Annotated in this window: 15 protein-coding genes; 5 read left to right on the forward strand and 10 right to left on the reverse strand. The window is 45.6% G+C overall.

Going from position 1 to position 18,091, the window contains the following annotated elements; translation table 11 throughout:
- Positions 1-29 precede the first annotated feature (29 nt).
- Positions 30-1,835, forward strand: coding sequence for a DNA mismatch repair endonuclease MutL (gene mutL, locus BMY62_RS06045; RefSeq protein WP_090657685.1), 1,806 nt, complete (start codon positions 30-32; stop codon positions 1,833-1,835).
- Between the two features lie 8 nt (positions 1,836-1,843).
- On the opposite strand, the gene BMY62_RS06050 is transcribed toward mutL, so the two are convergent.
- From BMY62_RS06050 to aat, 5 genes are all read right to left on the reverse strand, one after another.
- Entirely contained in the window at positions 1,844-6,982 is a 5,139-nt protein-coding gene (locus BMY62_RS06050; RefSeq protein ID WP_090657687.1) for an Hpt domain-containing protein, read from the reverse strand.
- Between the two features lie 26 nt (positions 6,983-7,008).
- Positions 7,009-9,105: a methyl-accepting chemotaxis protein gene (locus tag BMY62_RS06055; protein WP_090657689.1), complete on the reverse strand. Its 2,097-nt coding sequence runs from the start codon at positions 9,103-9,105 to the stop codon at positions 7,009-7,011.
- 159 nt (positions 9,106-9,264) lie between these two features.
- Positions 9,265-10,296, reverse strand: coding sequence for a quinone-dependent dihydroorotate dehydrogenase (locus BMY62_RS06060; RefSeq protein WP_090657691.1), 1,032 nt, complete (start codon positions 10,294-10,296; stop codon positions 9,265-9,267).
- Positions 10,297-10,400: 104 nt separating this feature from the next.
- On the reverse strand, positions 10,401-11,117 hold the full coding sequence (locus BMY62_RS06065) for an arginyltransferase (protein ID WP_371264074.1): 717 nt from the start codon (positions 11,115-11,117) through the stop codon (positions 10,401-10,403).
- Positions 11,118-11,121: 4 nt separating this feature from the next.
- On the reverse strand, positions 11,122-11,817 hold the full coding sequence (gene aat / locus BMY62_RS06070; RefSeq protein WP_090657696.1) for a leucyl/phenylalanyl-tRNA--protein transferase: 696 nt from the start codon (positions 11,815-11,817) through the stop codon (positions 11,122-11,124).
- Positions 11,818-12,057: 240 nt separating this feature from the next.
- On the opposite strand from aat, the gene BMY62_RS06075 reads away from it, so the two are divergent.
- A complete protein-coding gene (locus BMY62_RS06075; protein ID WP_090657698.1) occupies positions 12,058-12,966 on the forward strand; it encodes a hypothetical protein in 909 nt (302 codons plus the stop codon).
- Positions 12,967-13,143: 177 nt separating this feature from the next.
- Here the strand turns inward: BMY62_RS06075 and BMY62_RS06080 are convergent, their stop codons facing one another.
- Positions 13,144-13,980, reverse strand: a complete 837-nt coding sequence (locus BMY62_RS06080; protein WP_090657701.1) for an SDR family oxidoreductase — start codon at positions 13,978-13,980, stop codon at positions 13,144-13,146.
- Positions 13,981-14,103: 123 nt separating this feature from the next.
- On the opposite strand from BMY62_RS06080, the gene BMY62_RS06085 reads away from it, so the two are divergent.
- Positions 14,104-14,484 (forward strand): DUF6164 family protein, encoded by a 381-nt coding sequence (locus BMY62_RS06085; RefSeq protein ID WP_090657805.1) that lies wholly within the window; start codon positions 14,104-14,106, stop codon positions 14,482-14,484.
- 65 nt (positions 14,485-14,549) lie between these two features.
- A complete protein-coding gene (locus BMY62_RS06090; RefSeq protein WP_090657703.1) occupies positions 14,550-15,074 on the forward strand; it encodes a cytochrome P460 family protein in 525 nt (174 codons plus the stop codon).
- Positions 15,075-15,141: 67 nt separating this feature from the next.
- Here the strand turns inward: BMY62_RS06090 and BMY62_RS16080 are convergent, their stop codons facing one another.
- Positions 15,142-15,348, reverse strand: coding sequence for a hypothetical protein (locus tag BMY62_RS16080; protein ID WP_090657705.1), 207 nt, complete (start codon positions 15,346-15,348; stop codon positions 15,142-15,144).
- 44 nt (positions 15,349-15,392) lie between these two features.
- Between BMY62_RS16080 and BMY62_RS06100 the strand changes: the two genes are divergently transcribed.
- Positions 15,393-15,710, forward strand: a complete 318-nt coding sequence (locus tag BMY62_RS06100; RefSeq protein WP_090657707.1) for a cupin domain-containing protein — start codon at positions 15,393-15,395, stop codon at positions 15,708-15,710.
- 112 nt (positions 15,711-15,822) lie between these two features.
- On the opposite strand, the gene csgH is transcribed toward BMY62_RS06100, so the two are convergent.
- The 3 genes from csgH to BMY62_RS06115 all read right to left on the reverse strand — a co-directional run bounded on the left by csgH (position 15,823) and on the right by BMY62_RS06115 (position 17,998).
- Positions 15,823-16,197, reverse strand: coding sequence for a curli-like amyloid fiber formation chaperone CsgH (csgH, locus tag BMY62_RS06105; protein ID WP_090657709.1), 375 nt, complete (start codon positions 16,195-16,197; stop codon positions 15,823-15,825).
- Between the two features lie 203 nt (positions 16,198-16,400).
- On the reverse strand, positions 16,401-17,330 hold the full coding sequence (locus tag BMY62_RS06110) for a hypothetical protein (protein WP_090657711.1): 930 nt from the start codon (positions 17,328-17,330) through the stop codon (positions 16,401-16,403).
- A gap of 158 nt (positions 17,331-17,488) precedes the next feature.
- Complete coding sequence (locus BMY62_RS06115) at positions 17,489-17,998, reverse strand: hypothetical protein (RefSeq protein WP_177170306.1); 510 nt, start codon at positions 17,996-17,998, stop codon at positions 17,489-17,491.
- Positions 17,999-18,091 lie beyond the last annotated feature (93 nt).

Consider the following 18,091-nt stretch of genomic DNA (forward strand, 5'->3'; position numbering starts at 1 on the left):
ATGTTTATGTTTTGCAATTGTACAATTTTATGGCAGCTATAAAACTCTTACCTGAACTGTTGATAAACCAGATTGCTGCTGGCGAGGTTGTCGAGCGTCCAGCTTCGGCTCTCAAGGAAATTTTAGAAAATAGCATAGACGCCAGTGCAACCCGGATTGATATACAGCTTTTGCAGGGCGGTATAAAGCAGATGCGTATTACTGATAATGGTACGGGCATTGCCAAAGATGAGCTGATCCCTGCCCTGACACGACATAGTACAAGCAAAATCAGTTCTCTGGATGATCTGCACAAGATTACAAGTTTAGGATTCCGCGGTGAAGCGCTTGCCAGTATATCGGCTATTTCAAATTTAGTATTGACCAGTCAGACAGATACGCAAAATCATGCGTGGCAGGTACAGGTCAACTGTGGATCGATTACCCAGCCGCGACCAGCGGCACTAAGCAGAGGCACGGTTGTGGAAGCGCATGATTTCTTTGCGAACATTCCGGCAAGAAGAAAATTTCTGAAAACAGAAACAACTGAGTATACGCATTGTGAGGACGTGCTGAAGCGCATGGCTTTGGTGCGGCCTGATGTTGAATTTACTTTGGAGCATAATGGAAAACTGCGACATCAATACCCGATTACTGATATATCGCAGCGAATTAAAGCTGTACTGGGCGAAGATTTTATGCAATCGGTTGCTAGTATCAATGAGCAGGCCGCCGATATAAGGTTGCAGGGCGTTGTTGCCTTGCCTGCGTACTCACGTGCATCACGTGACACACAATACTTCTTTGTGAATCATAGATTTATTCGTGACAGACTGATTGCTCATGCGATCCGGGAGGCTTACAGAGATGTGCTCCATTTGGATCGATATCCGGCTTTCGTCCTGTTTCTGGAAATGAATCCATCAGAGGTGGACGTCAATGTTCATCCGGCGAAATCCGAAATAAAGTTTCGCGATCCACGCGCATTGCATCAATTTATTTTTCATGCCGTTCAAAAATCACTGGCCAGGCCTTCAAAAGAAATGCATCCGGAACTGGTAACGAACGCGGGTTCTGAGTCAATGCCGCATTGTCCTAACCGGCCACCGAAAAAATTTGGAGTCGAGCAGCCGACAGAGTTATATCAGTCGTTGTTTGATATTGACGATGCGTATCTGAATACTTCCGCAGTAGCTGACACAGGAGTGCAAGCAAATCGTAGATCTGATGTACTGATAGCAGACAGCGCATTAACGGAAAACGTACCTGACTTTCCACCGCTCGGTTTTGCGCTGGGTCAGTTGCATGGCGTGTATATTCTTGCACAGAATAATAATGGTTTGGTTGTTGTCGATATGCACGCAGCGCACGAACGGATTTTGTATGAAAAATTGAAGGCGGCAATGGATAGCCAATCGTGGTCCATGCAGGCACTTTTGATTCCTGTGACATTTCATGCGGATCGAGGCGATGTTGTTTTTGCCGAAGAAAATCTGGCGCTATTTGAGCAGATAGGGTTTGAGCTTGCTATTCTCAGTCCAACTACGCTGGCTGTACGTTCGGTTCCTGCGATCCTGCAGCAGGCCGATATTGTGAAATTGACCCTGGATATATTGCGTGAAATAAGAGAATACGGAAGTGATCGGGTGTTAACAGCTGGACGTAACGAAATCCTGGCTACAATGTCTTGTCATACTGCGATTCGGGCTAACAGAACGCTGACTATTGCAGAAATGAATGCATTATTGCGTGAAATGGAAGCGACTGATCGTGCTGATCAATGCAATCATGGCAGACCGACCTGGTACGAAATCAACATGGCAGGTCTGGATAAATTGTTCATGCGTGGAAAGTAAAGAACCGTTCATGAATTATTCGGTACATATTGCAGAATGTGACTCAATAGCTCGCTATCCTTGTATGGTTTGCCCAGGAACTCATTGGCTCCCAGATCTAGTGCCATTTTACGGTGTTTGTCAGCAGTCCGTGATGTAATGACAATAATAGGTATCTGCGCAGTATCGGTTTTTTCACGAATTTTTTCAATGAATTCGAAACCGTTCATTTTAGGCATTTCAAGATCAACCAGAATAATGTCTGGCTTGATTTGTGTAATCGTTTCAATGGCTTCAAGGCCATGCTTGGCGGTTAAAACATTGTAGCCCTCTCGTTCGAGAAGTCGACTGGTTACTTTACGTACAGTCAGTGAGTCATCGACGACCAGTACAGTTGCCGCAGACTTGATCTTATCAGCTGCGCGGTCAATAATTTCAGAAGCAGGCGTTTGTAAAATCAGCTGTACGTCTTCACGGTTCAGCAATTTAAGTGGATTTAGAATGAGTGCAGGCGTGCCCTCGCCGGTTACAGTGACACCTTCTACTCCCGGTGCATGTAAAATCTGGGAGCCGGCCTGTTTAACGATGACTTCCCGGTTGCCAACTAAGGTATCAATATGAATGGCAAGCCGCAAATCACCGCTGCGCAGTAACAGGACGTGATTATATTTTTTTGTTTCGGGTTTATTATCCAAATAACCCAGATAAAAGGAAATGTAGGAAAACGGATAAATATTTCCGTCATTATGTATCTGTCTATCCTGATATGCTTTCAGCAATGCATCGGCATTTATTTCCTGTACCTGTTCAACTATCGTTTCCGGTATTGCGTATACCTGATTGCCAGAAGATACAATGATTGCTTGTGTTACCGCTAGCAATAATGGCAACTGGATATGAAATACAGTTTCTCTGTTTTTTACTGTGCTGACCGATATATGGCCGCCCAGTTCGGATATATCATTTTGGACGATATCCATTCCTACACCGCGACCGGCGGTCTCCGTTGCCTGATCCTGTGTAGTCAGTCCCGGGGCAAAAATTAACGCCGCAATCTGATCGTCTTCCAATAATTCATTTTCATTAATCAGACCTTGCCTGATCGCTGCTTTACGGATATTTTCCAGATCGAGACCACAACCATCGTCGCGAATCGTAATGACGATTTCGTTGTTGTTCTGTTGTAGATTCATCACAATCTGTCCGGTTTCCGGCTTGCCGGATAGAATGCGCTGGTCGCTTTTCTCAATACCGTGTGCAACCGCATTACGCAAAATATGTTCAAGGGATGCACTGATTTTTTCTAAAACGCTGCGGTCAATCTCGGTTGCTTCACCCCGAATTTGCAAGCAGGCCTTTTTGCCAAGCTCATTTGCTGCTTTTCTGAGAACGCGATAGTAACGCTCCGAAATATGTCCAAACGGCACAGTGCGTATACGTATCAATTCCTGTTGCAGCTGATGGTTGACGTCTGCCTGCTGTGCCACTGCCTCAACCGCAGCAATATGTGCGGTTTTGAGATTTTTCTGCACAGTCATGACGTCATCGATACTTTCAGCCATGAGCCGGGTCAGCTCCTGAAGACGTGTGAAGCGATCGAGTTCAAGCGGATCAAAGGATTGATCGTTGTTGTGTTGATACGCAGTTCGTGAAGCCATTTGTGTTTCTGCCTGAATTTCGATTTCACGAAGCTGTCCATGCAAACGATCAATACTTTCAGTCAGATCCTGAAGGGATTGCTTAAAATGATTTAGCTGAGTTTCAATTTTACTGCGAAAAATACTGGCTTCCCCGGAATCATTTACCAGGCGATCTATCAACTCGGCCTTTACACGCAACACATTGATTGGCTGGTGTGCATCTTCGAAATTTGCTTCAGATGAAATTAAGTGCTCCTGAGCGGATGAAATTTCCGATGCCGATATCTCATGTATCTTCGGTGATTCAGCACCGGTATCAGCTGCTGTCGCCGTACTTGTAATCTCTGGTGTCTGTTCGGCCTTTGCTTTTGATTGCAAGCGTTCAATAGTTTCACAGATCTGATCGAATTGATATTCAACAGTTTCGATAGCATGGCTTGAGACAACCGGGCTGTTGAATGCCTGCTCTACTTCTTCTTCAGTTGCATGAATCAATTCGCCAAGCTGCTGCGCGCCGATCATATGCGCGCTTCCTTTTAATGTGTGCAATAATCTAAGAAGACTGATACGAATTTCTTCATCCTGTGGCAAAATGCGCCACGCGCGCAGCTTTGTACTGATTTGAGGAATGGTGTCTTTTGCTTCCTCAAGAAAAGTCTGCATCAATTCTGTACTGACATCATCATGTATATTTTCAGCAATTTCCTGGAGTGAATCGACATGCCGGTTTGATTCCGTTTCTGTATAGTTAGCGGGCGGTGTTTTTTTGAGCCGGTACTCGTTCAAATTGACAGGTTCGGAACGATTTTCTGCCGCAGCTTCGTTGCTTCTTGTCTGGTGGTTTACGATTTCATGTATTAAAAATTGCCCCAGTTGCAGATCAGTATCATTCGGAAATTGCTGTTGCAGGACTTTTTTGAGCAGTTCGCTGATTTGTTGAATACAGTTTTGTATCAAATGCGTATCGGATTCCTGCAAATGCGCATCTGCTTCCATCAGCCGTGTCAGCCAGCTCTCGAGTGCGCTGCAAAGGTCGGCTACAAAATCCAGTTTTATAGCACGGGAAGTGCTTCCCAGGGTATGTATTGCCAGTAAAAACGGTTGATTGATTTTTGCCGGATGGGTGTTCAGCAGCATTTTCAATTCTCTTTCAAGAGTCGTCAAATGCTGTTTCGATTCAATGGCAAATATTTCAAAAAGATCAGCAGGAATAGAAATGCCACCAATGGTAACTGCATCCTGTGTTACGTCGTTACTTATTAAAGAGTTGTCTGTAGAATTCTGTTCGAGGCGGTGTGTTTTTTCTTCGCCAGTACCCAGGCAATTGATCAGTTCCTGCAGTTGATCTGATTGAATTTCCGCTTTGCCTGTCGTTTTAAGGCTGTTACACCAATGCGTGAATGATTGATGCGCAATTTGCATCAAATGAATCAGATCGTCGGTAACCTGTTTTTTTTCATTGAGCCAGTAATTTAGCGTTTTTTCCATAGTCCAGGCTGCATCGCTCAGAGAATCAAGTCTGACCATGCGACCGCTGCCCTTTATGGTATGAAAGCCACGGCGGATGGTGGCAAGTGACTTCAAGTCCGACTTGTCCGACTGGCTGTTGACGGTACTTTCGGCGATTTCGGCCAGAATTTCATCCGCCTCTTCAAGAAAGATCTCCAGTAATTCAGGATCCACGCCGGAATCAGTTTTGCTTCCCGGTTCGGGGTACGCGTTTTCGACTGTCCCTGTTTCCTCGATATCAGTCTCTTCAGTTTCGGGATCGTTTGTTGATTCACCAGTAATCAATGATGTTGCAGACTTTTGGTGAGCAGTAGTTTCAAAAACCGCAATGGCGGAATCAATGACTCTGTGGTTCGCTTCAGGGTTGTTCTTGTATGCTTCCAGATAGAAACTTAAACTGCTTAATCCATCGGCCAGCAAGTTCTGTTCTTGGTGCGTCATTGCATAATCGTCAGCCAGGAGTTTTTTTGTCTGATTGATGCACAGATTCAATAAATGATGAGCACGCTTCAATTCCAGCATGTCAAGTACGCCAGCAGTCTGATGAAATAGTGTTAAAACATCAGGTAATGCTTCGCGTTCAGTAGGTGATAAAAAAAACTGTTCCACTTTCTTTTCGATCTGTTTTAGATTGGCGAGCATCTCCTGCACGGCTTGTTCCTGTAACTGTCTTTTCCGGGCCGGATTCTGGGTTTCGCCTGAGGAAGAAGTGGCATTTAGTCCTGCTTCGGCCTCATCAGTGGCGGTCACGGTTTTCAGGCGAGCAGAGATTGACTCAATCTGCGCCGACAGATCGTTTGGCAGCACATTAAAGTTTTCAAGAATACTTTCAAGATGCAGGAGCGCAGTTGCGATTTCCATCGTCGCTTGCTCATTCATAGTCGTTGAATGCGACTGCTTATTCTGCAAAGTGCGCGCCGCATGATCGATGGCATCGGTCAGTTGTTGTATCGGCAGGCATTGAAGATGCTTCGACAGTTCGCGGACGTGTGCCATATTTTCTAAAAATGACGTTAAATCGATCTGCTTGCCAGAGCAAAATGCCTGCCAGTCTTCATTGGTTTGCTTGAGCGTTTCCCTGATTTTACACAAACTGTCATGTTGTACAGCCAGGTGGTCTGATTCAATCGCTTCGTGGGCTGTGACCGATGGCAGCGAGAAAGCTTTGCGTATTGCTTCAATTTGTTCGCTTGCCGGAAAGGACTGGTATCTGGCCAGGTGGTAAAGTAATTCGCGTATCAGTTGGGACGTATCTTGGTGGGAGCCTTCTGCTCTATGGCGCAGTATTTTTTCAACATTACCGCATAGCTTACGGCTTGATAGTTCGATCTCCGACTCCTGAGATATAAGGCTTTCCAGAAAACCGGCCGCTACCCACCAGAATATACGCTGTTCTGAAGGCCCGGGTAACTGCTCTACCTCAGTAAGCGCGTGATGCATTTTTTCAAGATTTTCAGTAGCTGAAGGGTTTTTTAACCACTGTACCAGTCCCATTTGGTATTCCGTACGGGCGCGTTTGGCAAGTAATTTAAGTTGTTGGGAATTGCTTTCATTAACAGGGGGTTTTAATGGCGGGTCTGTTCTCAGAAAAGGGAAAAATAAATCCAGCTCTGATACCTGCTGATTTCCTGTGAGATACATTAAATCCCGATAAGCTGAAAAAAGTCGCAGCGGGTTTCCTGTCGAGCCATCGATCAGATGGTTCAGATAGTCAAGAATCGCATTGATAGCTCGATTGATTGTGTCCGTGCATGTCAGAACGGTATCGCTTCGCTGCGTCATCAAGTCGTCAAGTAGTAGCTCGATTTTACCGGTAATGACAGTTATACTCTTTAGCTCGAGCACCTGGAACAGGCTGTCCAGCTGATTAATGTAGGTGCGGCATGTTTCAATCAGTTCCGGGTCGTTCGGATTCCGGCTGTAAGCCTCAAGATTTTCCTGTATGAGTGCAAATAATTCATGAATATTTTCCTTGATTCCCGCGATAGAAGAGATGTCAAGCCTGGTTTGCATATTCATTGATGTAGCGTAATAAAAACAGAAATTTAAATTTTAAAATTAGCCACCGATGCCTTGAGGTCAGATGCAAAGCCCGAAATTTGATTAATCGAGGCCGTTGTCTGCCGGGTGCCGTCAGTCGTCTGGCGTGTTATAAGCAGTATTTCTTCCATATTGTTGATCACCTGTTTGGCCGCCTGGGTCTGCGCATGAGTGGCTGTATAAATATGATTGACATGATCAGCAAGTCGTTTTGAGATCGTTTCGATCTCTTCAAGTGCTTTGCCTGCGATATTCGATTTTTGTGCACCCTTGATAACTTCTCTTGTGCTTCTCTCCATAGCGGCGATCGTGTCGTATGTATCATTCTGACTCATTTTAATGAGCCGGCTGATCTGTTTACTGGCTTCTGCTGAGCGTTCTGCGAGTCGCTGCACTTCCTGCGCGATTGTGTTAAAGCCGCGTCCCGCTTCCCCCGCTGCCCTTGCCTGCAATGCAGCGTTTAATGCGAGAATATTGGTTTGTTCTGTGATATCTGAAACCAGCGCAATAATCTCACCGACTTCCTGAGAGCTTTCTCCGAGCCGCTTGATGCGCTTGGAGGTTTCTTGAATATAGGTGCGGATCTGCTCCATGCCGGCAATTGATTCGCGCACGGCGATACCGCCTCTTTCCGCGGCAGACAGCGATTGTTTGGCCACTTCAGCAGATCCGGATGCAGTATCTGAGACCTGATTGATGGATTCGGCCATGCCCAGAACGGCCACGGTGGTTTCTTCGATTTTGCTCGATTGTTGCTGGGTTGCGGATAGCAGTCTGGCGGATATTTGCTGTGCCCGGCCGGATGTGTTAACCACTTGTGTACTGGCGGTATTGACTTGTTTGACCAGGGTGTGCAGTTCATCAATGGTAAAATTGACCGCATCGGCAATCACACCCGTAATATCCTCTGTTACAGCTGTACGTACAGTGAGATCGCCTTCGGCCATTTTTTTCATGTCGTCAAGCAGATCTAACATGGCTGTTTGCGTGTCGTCCATCATGGATGTCGCAACCTTTGGTGCAAGGGTTTTTTTCTGACGTAACGTGTTAATGAACATGAAGAGCGACACGATGGTGATTATCACCAGTACAACATGTATAAGCGTCAGCAGTTCTGTCTGGTTTGTATCTTCTACTTGCAAAGCTTTATCGAGCGCCACTATGCTGTTAAGAATCTCATCGCTCTGTTGAATGATTGTATTGGCAGCGGCCCTGGCTGCCATGACATCAGAAATCCCAGTTTGAATGGTATTGATATTATTGTCAATTTGTATAAAAAACGTCTCGATCATCGACAGCAATTGCTGTGTATCCGGATCATTGATCGCTGTAAGATCCAGTATATCGTGACCTTGATTAAATGCTTGCAAAATTGCTGAAAACTGCTTGCGGTCATGTGACAGTTGTTTTTTAATTTCTGAAACCGGCAGTTTGCTGGATAGCACGACATTAACGCTGCGTATCACATTTTGGGACAGTGTGTGCATCGCAGTCACAGCGCCAAGCGTGTCTGGTGAATCGCCGGTCAGGCTTAGGCGTTCAATTAACTCTTCGAGTTTTTTCGAGAGCGCGTCGCTGGTTGAGTTAATGGCTCCTGTTGCCTGGCCAAGGTCAACAAGCGTTTGCTGGTGACTGAGAATCAGATCAATCTTGTTTTCTTCCGGCTGCCAATTCTGAATTAAATCTTCAAGATGAGCCTTCAAGTATGTTTGTGTAATGGCTGAAATATTGTGATGACGAAAATCGCCGCCATCTGCCAGCAGCATGAGATACTGATTGATTCGTTTATGACTGTCTTCGAGTTGCGTAAAGGCATTCTTGCGGCCCGAAAAAACAAGTTGAAGCACTGCTGGAAGACGCAAAGTATGCGTTTGCATCCGTGCGGTAATTTCCAGTCTTGCCGTATTCTTGCGCGTCTGTTCCAGATTGTAAGCAAGTACTGCGACCAGCAATAATGCAGACAGGATGAATAAGCCAGCCGAAAACTGAGTGGTGATTGAATAACTGGCGGAACTGCTATTGTCTTCCGGCGCGGTAACAGGTGACTTTGTTTTTTTCTCTGATTTAAAGATTGATTTAAACTTTGAAAAAATTCCCGTCATTCATTTCTCCAATGATCTGCTGATTCTGTTTGAGATGGCAACAACTATCCGGATGCGCTATTGTAACGGTATATAGGGATAAGCAGGCTAAAATACAGGTGTTGTCGAAAACAACACGTAAAATTCCAGGAACATGGCAGATTTCAATGTTGATTAATCCTATTTGCCCGATAAGGTTTGATTATTACAGATTGCCTGTGCTACGTGGGAAATCAGACTGGGTCCTTGGTAAATCAGGCCGCTGTATACTTGCACTAGAGATGCACCGGCGGCTATTTTTTCTTTGGCGTTCTGAGGTGACATGATGCCGCCAACGCCGATGATTGGAATGCTGTCTTCCAGACAATGCCGCAACTGTGCCACAATTGCCGTGGCTTTTTCAGTCAATGGAGCGCCGCTGAGCCCGCCTGCTTCCTGTGATATTGACAGATGATCGATACCTTGCCTTGACAACGTGGTATTTGTTGCGATAACACCGTCAATGTGATGCTTTACGAGCAGCTGCGCGATAGTTGCTATATCCGGTTTTTCCAGATCGGGCGCAATTTTTACGACCAGTGGCGTATATTTGCCATGGGACTGGCTTAGAGACAGTTGTTCGGACTTTAGTGCGGATAATAACTGATCCAGGGCGTCTTTTGCCTGCAATTGACGCAGGTTTTGCGTATTGGGCGAAGAAATGTTTATGGTAACGTAACTGGCGTAACAATATACCTTGGACAAGCAAATCCGGTAGTCTTCTATGGCTTTATCAATCGGCGTATCGTAGTTTTTCCCGATATTGATGCCCAGTACACCGCTATAGTTTGAATGAATGACGTTCTCAATTAACCGGTCGACTCCATGATTGTTAAAGCCCAGACGGTTAATAATTGCCCGTGCCTGCGGTATGCGAAAGATGCGTGGTGCGGGGTTGCCGGGTTGCGGTCGCGGTGTGACGGTGCCAATCTCCAGAAAACCAAAACCCAGCTCGGCAAGGGCATCCAGATATTCTCCATTTTTATCCAGACCTGCCGCGAGACCAACCGGATTAGGAAAGGTTATTCCCATAACGTGCTGTTCCTGACAGTTGATCGTCGGGCGCTTGAGCAAGCCAAACCTGAATGCTGTGTTAATTGCGTTTAAAGTAACATGGTGCGCTGTCTCGGGCTCCAGTTGAAAGAGTAGCGGACGCAATATTGAGTAGAGCATTGGCAAATTTGCAGGTTGTATTAAATCAATGTGGAGAGACGTTGGTCTCCATTTTAATGAGCGGCCGGTTTTGCCGCTTTCGGAATTGGCCTGGTGTTCAGCTATTATAGATCGTCGATCACATGTTCAAAGGGCATCCACTGGTTACCGATCAGAATTTCCAAAGGTTGAAAATTGGCTTTGTAATCCATTTTTTCATGTTTCTTGATCCAGTAGCCAAGATACAAATATGGCAAACCCAGCGCCCGGCATTGCTGTATCTGCCATAAGATGCTGTATGTGCCATAACTCGCTTGCGCGACGTCGGGATCATAGAAAGTGTAAACTGCCGACAGTCCATCCGGGAGCAGGTCGATAAAACTGATGATACGCAGTCGCTCCATATCATAAAATGAGATCAATCTTGAATTAACATGGCTTTGCAACAAAAAATTCCGATATTGCTCGCGCTTGTCGTGGTCCAGGTTGCCATCAACATGACGCGCATTCTGATAGCGCTGATACAGTAAAAAGTGCTCTTTTTTGTAGTGAAGTTGATGCTGCTGCGTAGTCATGCAATGGTGCCTTTTCCAGCTTCGGCGCTGCGAGCGGCTTGGAATGAATGAATCTACTTTGATGCGCACCGACAGACAGGCGCGGCAATGTTCACATTGTGGGCGGTAAATGAAATGCCCGCTACGGCGGTATCCCTGCTTCAATAGCCGGCCATAGGTCGTGGCGTCGATTTGATACTCAGGTGCAACAACTTCGGATCTTGCCATTTTATCGGGCAGATAACCGCAAGGATATGGATGCGTAGTATGATATTTGAGTGTCTTCATTGGATCATTCATTCATAAAGCTAAAATCCCATTTTTTTCCCAGTGCTTTTGATTGGGTCCAGGTATTCAGTATTTGACTGAATTCGGCTCTGGGAATTTCACGTGCCCCGAACGATGCCAGATGCGCTGTTTTGACCTGGCAATCAATGACAACATACTCCCACTGGAGTAATTGTCTGACCAGATACACAAATGCGATTTTAGACGCATCCGGCTTTCGTGAAAACATCGATTCGCCAAAAAACACCTTTCCCATGGCTATGCCATAGAGCCCTCCAGCCAGTTCGTCGTCGATCCAGGTTTCTACTGAGTGTGCCAGGCCGATTTCATGCAATGCTGAATAGGCAGCAACCATTTCAGGGTGAATCCACGTGCCGGGCTGGTTTTTGCGTGGTGCGGCGCAGGCCTGCATGACCGTAGCAAACTGGCTGTCGGTACGAATGTGGTAGCTATTTTTATTGATTGATTTGCGTAGCGAACGGGATATTGTTAATTCTTTGGGGTACAGCACCATTCGTGGATCAGGGCTCCACCACAAGATCGGTTCATTTTCGTTAAACCATGGAAAAATACCTTGCCGATACGCGTCAATCAAACGTGCTGGAGACAAATCACCGCCAATTGCGAGCAATCCGTTGGGCTCTGTTAATGCTTTATCCAGTGGAGGAAATGATGATTCGGATGAAAGAAAAGCAATCATAAATTCACCAATAAAGGATTATTTCAACTTATTCCTTGACTCAGGTCAAAGTTGTTGCGGCCATTATCCAATAACATTAACAAACATCAAATGTATTTACGTGTGAGTCGGCCGTTTCGGTCGTAACAAAAAAAGAGAATGGATAAGTTTTCTTGTTCAGGAAAGCAAGAAACAACATGGCTTCAATAATACTATTTTTACATGTGTAGACAAAGAATTACATAAAAACCGGGGGATTGGATGAACAAATTTTATAAAAAGGGCTGGCTGCCGGCCAGATGTGTGCTCAGTATCTTTATCTGGGTGCTGGTGACAACCGCACCACATGCCATGGCTCACAATACAGCGGCGAGAATCCAACAGCTGGAGCAAAGTTTGCAGGCTATTCAGGCAGAACTGGAAAAATTAAAATCCGAAAATGCACAGTCTGCGGAGCAGGTAAGACGTATCGAACAAACAACAAGCCAGACGGCAGAGAAAGTGGAAACTGTCCAGCGAACAAATACTGTACTGGAGGAACGCATGGAGCCTATTCTCAGCCAGGTGGAACAGAAAGACCGTATGCTGTTCTTCAGAGGTGGTTTTACGCATATGATGAATCACCGCAATGGTGCGACTATTCAAAGTCAGGTGCTGCCCATCGGCGCTCAGGACAGGGCTGATCGGAATGGCTGGTATATTGGAGCAGGGCTGGACTGGAACCTGACTGACGATGTCTGGGGTATTATTCCGAATACCTCCATATTTGCCGAATTGATGTTTGAATATAAAGAATTCGGACATGATATTTCAGGTAATGGTGCGGTAGGTAATGTGCCCAGCATGCTGGCAGGTGGTGAACTGAACCCGATTCACGTTACTGTTAATCAATTTACGCTGGCTGCTTCTCCAAAAATAAAATTTTTCAAGGGTTCGAAATTCCGTCCGTGGATTATTCCCGCAGGTTTGGCCATTCATGTTCTTAGTCCACCCACTGAATCCATTACGTATATACAGCCGGGCGTCCAGTTTGGGGCGGGGGTTGATTACCATCTGTGGAAAAACTTTTTTGTCGGTATTGATGGGCGTTACCAGCTGACAGCAGGTAAGATCGATGGTGTGAATCTGAGCGGGATGACTGCTGGTGGTTATCTGGGAATTGGATTTTAAAATTTAAACGGTCTTATGTAAGTATAAACCGAATGTTTCAACGTCGTTTCAAATAGATCGTTGTTGTTTGAGCGATGAAAGTGGTAATAAAGTTGCAAGTTCGTGACGAAGCCGTTTCACCTCACTGTCTCAGTGAGGTGTTTTTTTTGTTAATTCAGCAGGGGCAACGGACTGCCATTAATGATCGCCACCGGATCTGGCAAGCAGTGCATCAAGAGTGCGCGTGCTGAGGAAACGTTTGAGTATGCCAAACAGATAGGTAGGGAAAGTGACATAGTAGCGTGGATGCGGTTTATCCGATTCCAGTGCATGAACAACGCGCCTAAGAACAGCCTCGGGTGGAAGCGTGAAAGGTACGGCGGGTCCTTTTGTATTCAGTCTTTTGAGCACTTTGCGATAGCGTTCGCGATGAATGCTTTTTTCCACATCAACATATTTCGCCAGCATTTTGACAGCATTTTCACGGAATTTACTTTCAATTGGGCCGGGCTCAATCAGACTGACGTAAATGTTGCTGCCTGTTAATTCGAGACGCATGGTGTCGCTTAGCCCTTCGATGGCATATTTGGTTGCATTATATGCGCCTCGGTAAGGCAGTGATACGAATCCCAGCACCGAGCTGTTTTGAATGATGCGACCATAACCCTGCTTGCGCATCACAGGCAAGACCAGATTAGTCAGTTCCTGCCAGCCCAGAACGTTGGTTTCAAATTGATCGCGCAACGCTTTGCGGCTTAAATCCTCGATCGCGCCCGGCAAGCCATAGGCACCGTTGTTGAATAGCGCATATAACTCTCCGTTTGTCTGGTGCATGACATGTTCAAAGGCCTGAGCGATAGAATCTGAATCCTGCAGATCAAGACGAAAGCTTTCCAGGCCTTCGTTAAGTAACATCTCGACACTTTCCTGGCGACGTGCTGTGGCGAAAACGCGATAGCCGTGCGTATGCAGCGCCTTGGCAACGCAATAGCCAATACCGCTTGAACAGCCTGTAATTAAAATTGTTTTTTCCATGATGGTCTGTATGATAGTTTAAATCCGCCTGTGATAACATCACTTGACAATCAAATGAGCGCAACGATAGCATCATTCAGACAAGAAATCCTTGGTTTACGTGCAATAGAAAAAATTCTTTCAATGTCAAAAATTTTATTTAAACTAAATGGCGTTCCGGATGATGAGGCAAATGATGTACGCGCATTGCTGAGTGACAACGATATTGATTTTTTTGAAACAGCAGCCGGAAACTGGGGCGTTTCCATGCCGGCCATCTGGTTAAGGGATGAAAACCAGTTCGATAGGGCGCGCGCGTTGCTGGATGAATACCAGCAGGCACGAACAATCAGGATGCGTGAAGAATACGACAGCCTGAAGAAGTCCGGGAAGCATAAAACATTACTCGACGCAGTAAAAGAAAGGCCCGTTCTGTTTATTGTTCACCTTGCTGTAACCATACTGGTAATCTATTTATCGCTGCGGCTGGTGATTGACATAAGCGAAATAGGTCTGAAAGAATAGCATCTTCATGGGGATGTATAGAAGGGATCACTTTGTTTCGTACGACCATAAATAAGGAGAAAACGATGAAAGGAATTTTGAGAATAGTTGCAGCGCTACTGGCAGTAACGCCTATTTATGCATATAGCGGTGGTAACCCGGAATTTGTTAAATTCCCGGAAGGCTATGCAAAAACCTTTACCAAATATGCCACTGCAAATCGTGCCAATCAGACACAGGTTGCCAGGCTTTACGCCAACGATACGGCAATAAACAGTTATAAAGCAGACCAGAAAGGCGATCCGGGCTCTGTAGTGGTAATGGAAATTTACAGTACGAAAACCGGTGCAGATGGAAAGCCGATACCCGGTGATGATGGTATTTTTGTCATAGATTCGCTGGCTGCTGTAGCTGTTATGGAAAATCGTGATAACTGGGACGATGCCTATTCAGCAGAAGACCGCACAGGTAACTGGGGTTTTGCGGTTTATAATCCGGATGGAACCGAAAAAAGCAATGATTTGAACTGCGTACAATGCCACACCCCGCTTTCTGGGCAGGATTATCTGTTTACATATCAGAAACTGGTCGATTTTGTAAAAAACCACTGATTCTGTTTGATTGATTTACAGTACATCGAGACGACAGGTAATTCTGACGGAATGGTTCGCGTCGGTATTAATCCCCTGTTTCTCGGTGGCTGTGCCCGCCAGCCGTTTTCGGGATTTTTATTCCGATCATAATCCTTATGATGCCGGATAGCGCAAGCTGTTGTTTGTAGAATATTCGGCGTGCCAAAGAGGCGTGTGTTGCGTTGCTTTCTACCCGATCATTTTTCAGCCCTGGTTTTTTCTTTCCTTGCACCGTAGCGTAAGCAACAGTCAACAGCCAATCCAGGCAAGTTTAATCTGTGTTGTAAAAATTTTTTCATGAAAGCTGACAATATCTTTTCTGCAATCCCCGTCAATCTGGATTCAGAGATGTTTGAAGTGCTGCTGCAGAGCGACAACGTCACCATCGAGAGAATTGTTTCCAGAGGCCATCAATCGCCGGATAACGGTTGGTATGATCAGGATAGAAATGAATGGGTACTGGTGCTAAGGGGACGCGCCGAGCTCATGTTCGATGATCAAACTGTAATCTCTCTGGATGCAGGGGATTATATTCATATCCCTTCACACAAAAAACACAGGGTCAACTGGACGGATCCGGAACTGGACACTGTGTGGCTTGCAGTGCATTTCTGACAACTTTTTAATTACAGGCTAAACGATGAATAACGCTGATGCTGCAACGATCTTGCCAGCAAAATACTGTTTTGCTTAAGAATTTCACCTGAATTGTGCCGGATGAGCGTTTTTAAGGAAGATTGTCAGGTGTTTCCGACACCAGTTCTGCCACCAGTTTGTTCTTGTCAAACAGTTTGAAATTGATCCGGTAGTGATCGTCAGCTTTTAAATTAAAGGACGATGTGGAAATCGCTTTCGGTTGATTGGGTTGTAACAACAGTTTACCACTCTGCCGCGTGCTGGAGCGCCCGGATTTTCCCTGTTTGTCTACGTCAAGCGTATATCGCAAATTGAATGCACGTAATGCTTTGGCATACGGGGTGAAAGTAACCTGATTGTCCGCAGCTACATCCTTTTCTATCCATAGTATGATTTCTGCTGATTCAGCATGCGGAATAACGCCGGTCAGAACCGGGAACAACAGCAGGGTAAGGATATTTTTCATGACTCAATTCAGAATTTGCGTGTACTTGATATGTGCAAACAGTCACTTGTAATGTATTGACTGAAGCAGGTTTGTTTGGCTGATGCTTCGCTGTTATTTTAAATAGCATACGAAGCACCAGCAAGGTGCTGACTGATCGGATCGAGATGCCGCATATTGATTGCCTGCCGATAACATCAGCGCTGTTGTATGGCCTTATAAAATTAAGGCGCCTGGAAAATGCTCGCGTAATTGCCGGCACCACCTGTCTGGTTAATGGTGGCGGTATCGCCCACACCAAGCTGAGTTATGTATGCCTGATTGACATTTCCGGATTGCCCCAGTCCTGACTGATTGATCACGGCGGTGTTGAGTTCATTGGCCTGATTGATATACGCGTCGTTGTAGTTGTTGGTTTGAACAATAGTTGCGCTCAGGTCATTACCATTTTGGAGTATATCAGCATTGCTGTTGAATGCACTATCCTGCGTGATTGACGCTGTCACGTTAGTGCCGCCGGTCTGATAAATATATGCCGTGGCGTTATCACTCACATTGATTTGATCGATAGTCGCTGAAGCGCCGACTACATCCACTTGCTGAATCTCGGCTTCTGAAACAAACGAATTATCCTGATTAATGCTGGCTGTTGAATTATCCGCATTGTCCTGGTCAATGATAGCAATGTCAGTAGTCGTATTTGATTGCGTAATCGTTGCCGCAGAGTTATCAGACGTATTTACCTGCGATATTGTCGCATCGCTATTAAAGACATTTGTCTGCAGGATGGTTGCTACTGCATTGAAGGAATCATCCTGAGTGATTGTGTCGATGTTGTTGTCGCCCTGAGTATCAATCGTGGCGGTCATTGCCACCACACTGTTGGACTGATCAATGGTGGCGCTGTTTCCTTCGCCCGTTTGTGTCGTATTGGCCGTAGCGTCAAATACGTTATCCTGGGTTGTGGCTGCATCATTGAGGGTGCCCGTTTGCGTAATGGTCGCATTGGAATCAGTCGAGCTTGTTTGCTGGATATCTGCTGTATTATCGTCACCATCCTGATTGATTGTGCCGGTATTATTTGCGGCAAATGCTGCGCTGCTCATACCGAAAATTGCTGCGACTAACAGTGCGCTTGTTCGTTTGCTATACATTTCATTTCTCCTTTCAGTTGGGTTTGATGAACCTTGATATGTCACAAATAGAAATTTAATCAGTTTTGTTTATCTGTGCCTGACTCCTTCTGGTTATGTGTTAATCAACATGTGCTTTCTCCATTAGAAATGTATGTTGCGTGCTTCGGGGGGGCATGCTACTGCCACACTTCTGTATGAATATTGTTGCCTGTCTGGTGAATTGATATGAACTGACCGGAGTTAAACTGTTCCAGCAAAATCTGATTTCCAGCTCCATTCTGGATGATCTCTGCCGCGCCAAAGTCACCCAACTGGCGTACATCGGTCCGATTAATGGTTCCCTCCTGACTGATATAGATCTGGTTACCAACGCCTGACTGCGCGACATTAGTGCTGTTATCTATACCATCCTGATACATCAGTGCGTGCTGCGTATTGCCAGATTGATGGCTTTGTAGGTTGTTATGGTTGCCGGTCTGGGTTATCTGGGCGTAAAGATTCGAACCATGCTGCGTAGATAGTGCATTGTTATGGCTACCGTTCTGGTCGATGCTGATCTCCAGATCCGAATAAGACGCGAGGTCATATCGGGTTTGCGCACTGGCAGCTGTGACGCTGACAAACTGCAATACGGCAAGCAGTATCAGCAATCGAATGAAGCGCTTGAATTTCGTCTGTTTTGGCATGGGTGTTTGCACGCTCATCGCTTACGAAAAATATGGCTTCATGATTGCATTTATCCTCTGCAAATAAAACTGACAGAAAGTATGAAATTTACA

Source organism: Nitrosomonas marina (genome assembly GCF_900111605.1).
Taxonomy (GTDB): Bacteria; Pseudomonadota; Gammaproteobacteria; order Burkholderiales; family Nitrosomonadaceae; genus Nitrosomonas; species Nitrosomonas marina_A.

Excerpts from the sequence above, each read along its gene's own strand:
- mutL (WP_090657685.1), top strand. The coding sequence starts at position 30 with ATGGCAGCTATAAAACTCTTACCTGAACTGTTGATAAACCAGATTGCT.
- BMY62_RS06050 (WP_090657687.1), bottom strand. The coding sequence starts at position 6,982 with ATGAATATGCAAACCAGGCTTGACATCTCTTCTATCGCGGGAATCAAG.
- BMY62_RS06055 (WP_090657689.1), bottom strand. The coding sequence starts at position 9,105 with ATGACGGGAATTTTTTCAAAGTTTAAATCAATCTTTAAATCAGAGAAA.
- BMY62_RS06060 (WP_090657691.1), bottom strand. The coding sequence starts at position 10,296 with ATGCTCTACTCAATATTGCGTCCGCTACTCTTTCAACTGGAGCCCGAG.
- BMY62_RS06065 (WP_371264074.1), bottom strand. The coding sequence starts at position 11,117 with ATGAAGACACTCAAATATCATACTACGCATCCATATCCTTGCGGTTAT.
- aat (WP_090657696.1), bottom strand. The coding sequence starts at position 11,817 with ATGATTGCTTTTCTTTCATCCGAATCATCATTTCCTCCACTGGATAAA.
- BMY62_RS06075 (WP_090657698.1), top strand. The coding sequence starts at position 12,058 with ATGAACAAATTTTATAAAAAGGGCTGGCTGCCGGCCAGATGTGTGCTC.
- BMY62_RS06080 (WP_090657701.1), bottom strand. The coding sequence starts at position 13,980 with ATGGAAAAAACAATTTTAATTACAGGCTGTTCAAGCGGTATTGGCTAT.
- BMY62_RS06085 (WP_090657805.1), top strand. The coding sequence starts at position 14,104 with ATGTCAAAAATTTTATTTAAACTAAATGGCGTTCCGGATGATGAGGCA.
- BMY62_RS06090 (WP_090657703.1), top strand. The coding sequence starts at position 14,550 with ATGAAAGGAATTTTGAGAATAGTTGCAGCGCTACTGGCAGTAACGCCT.
- BMY62_RS06100 (WP_090657707.1), top strand. The coding sequence starts at position 15,393 with ATGAAAGCTGACAATATCTTTTCTGCAATCCCCGTCAATCTGGATTCA.
- csgH (WP_090657709.1), bottom strand. The coding sequence starts at position 16,197 with ATGAAAAATATCCTTACCCTGCTGTTGTTCCCGGTTCTGACCGGCGTT.
- BMY62_RS06110 (WP_090657711.1), bottom strand. The coding sequence starts at position 17,330 with ATGTATAGCAAACGAACAAGCGCACTGTTAGTCGCAGCAATTTTCGGT.
- BMY62_RS06115 (WP_177170306.1), bottom strand. The coding sequence starts at position 17,998 with ATGCCAAAACAGACGAAATTCAAGCGCTTCATTCGATTGCTGATACTG.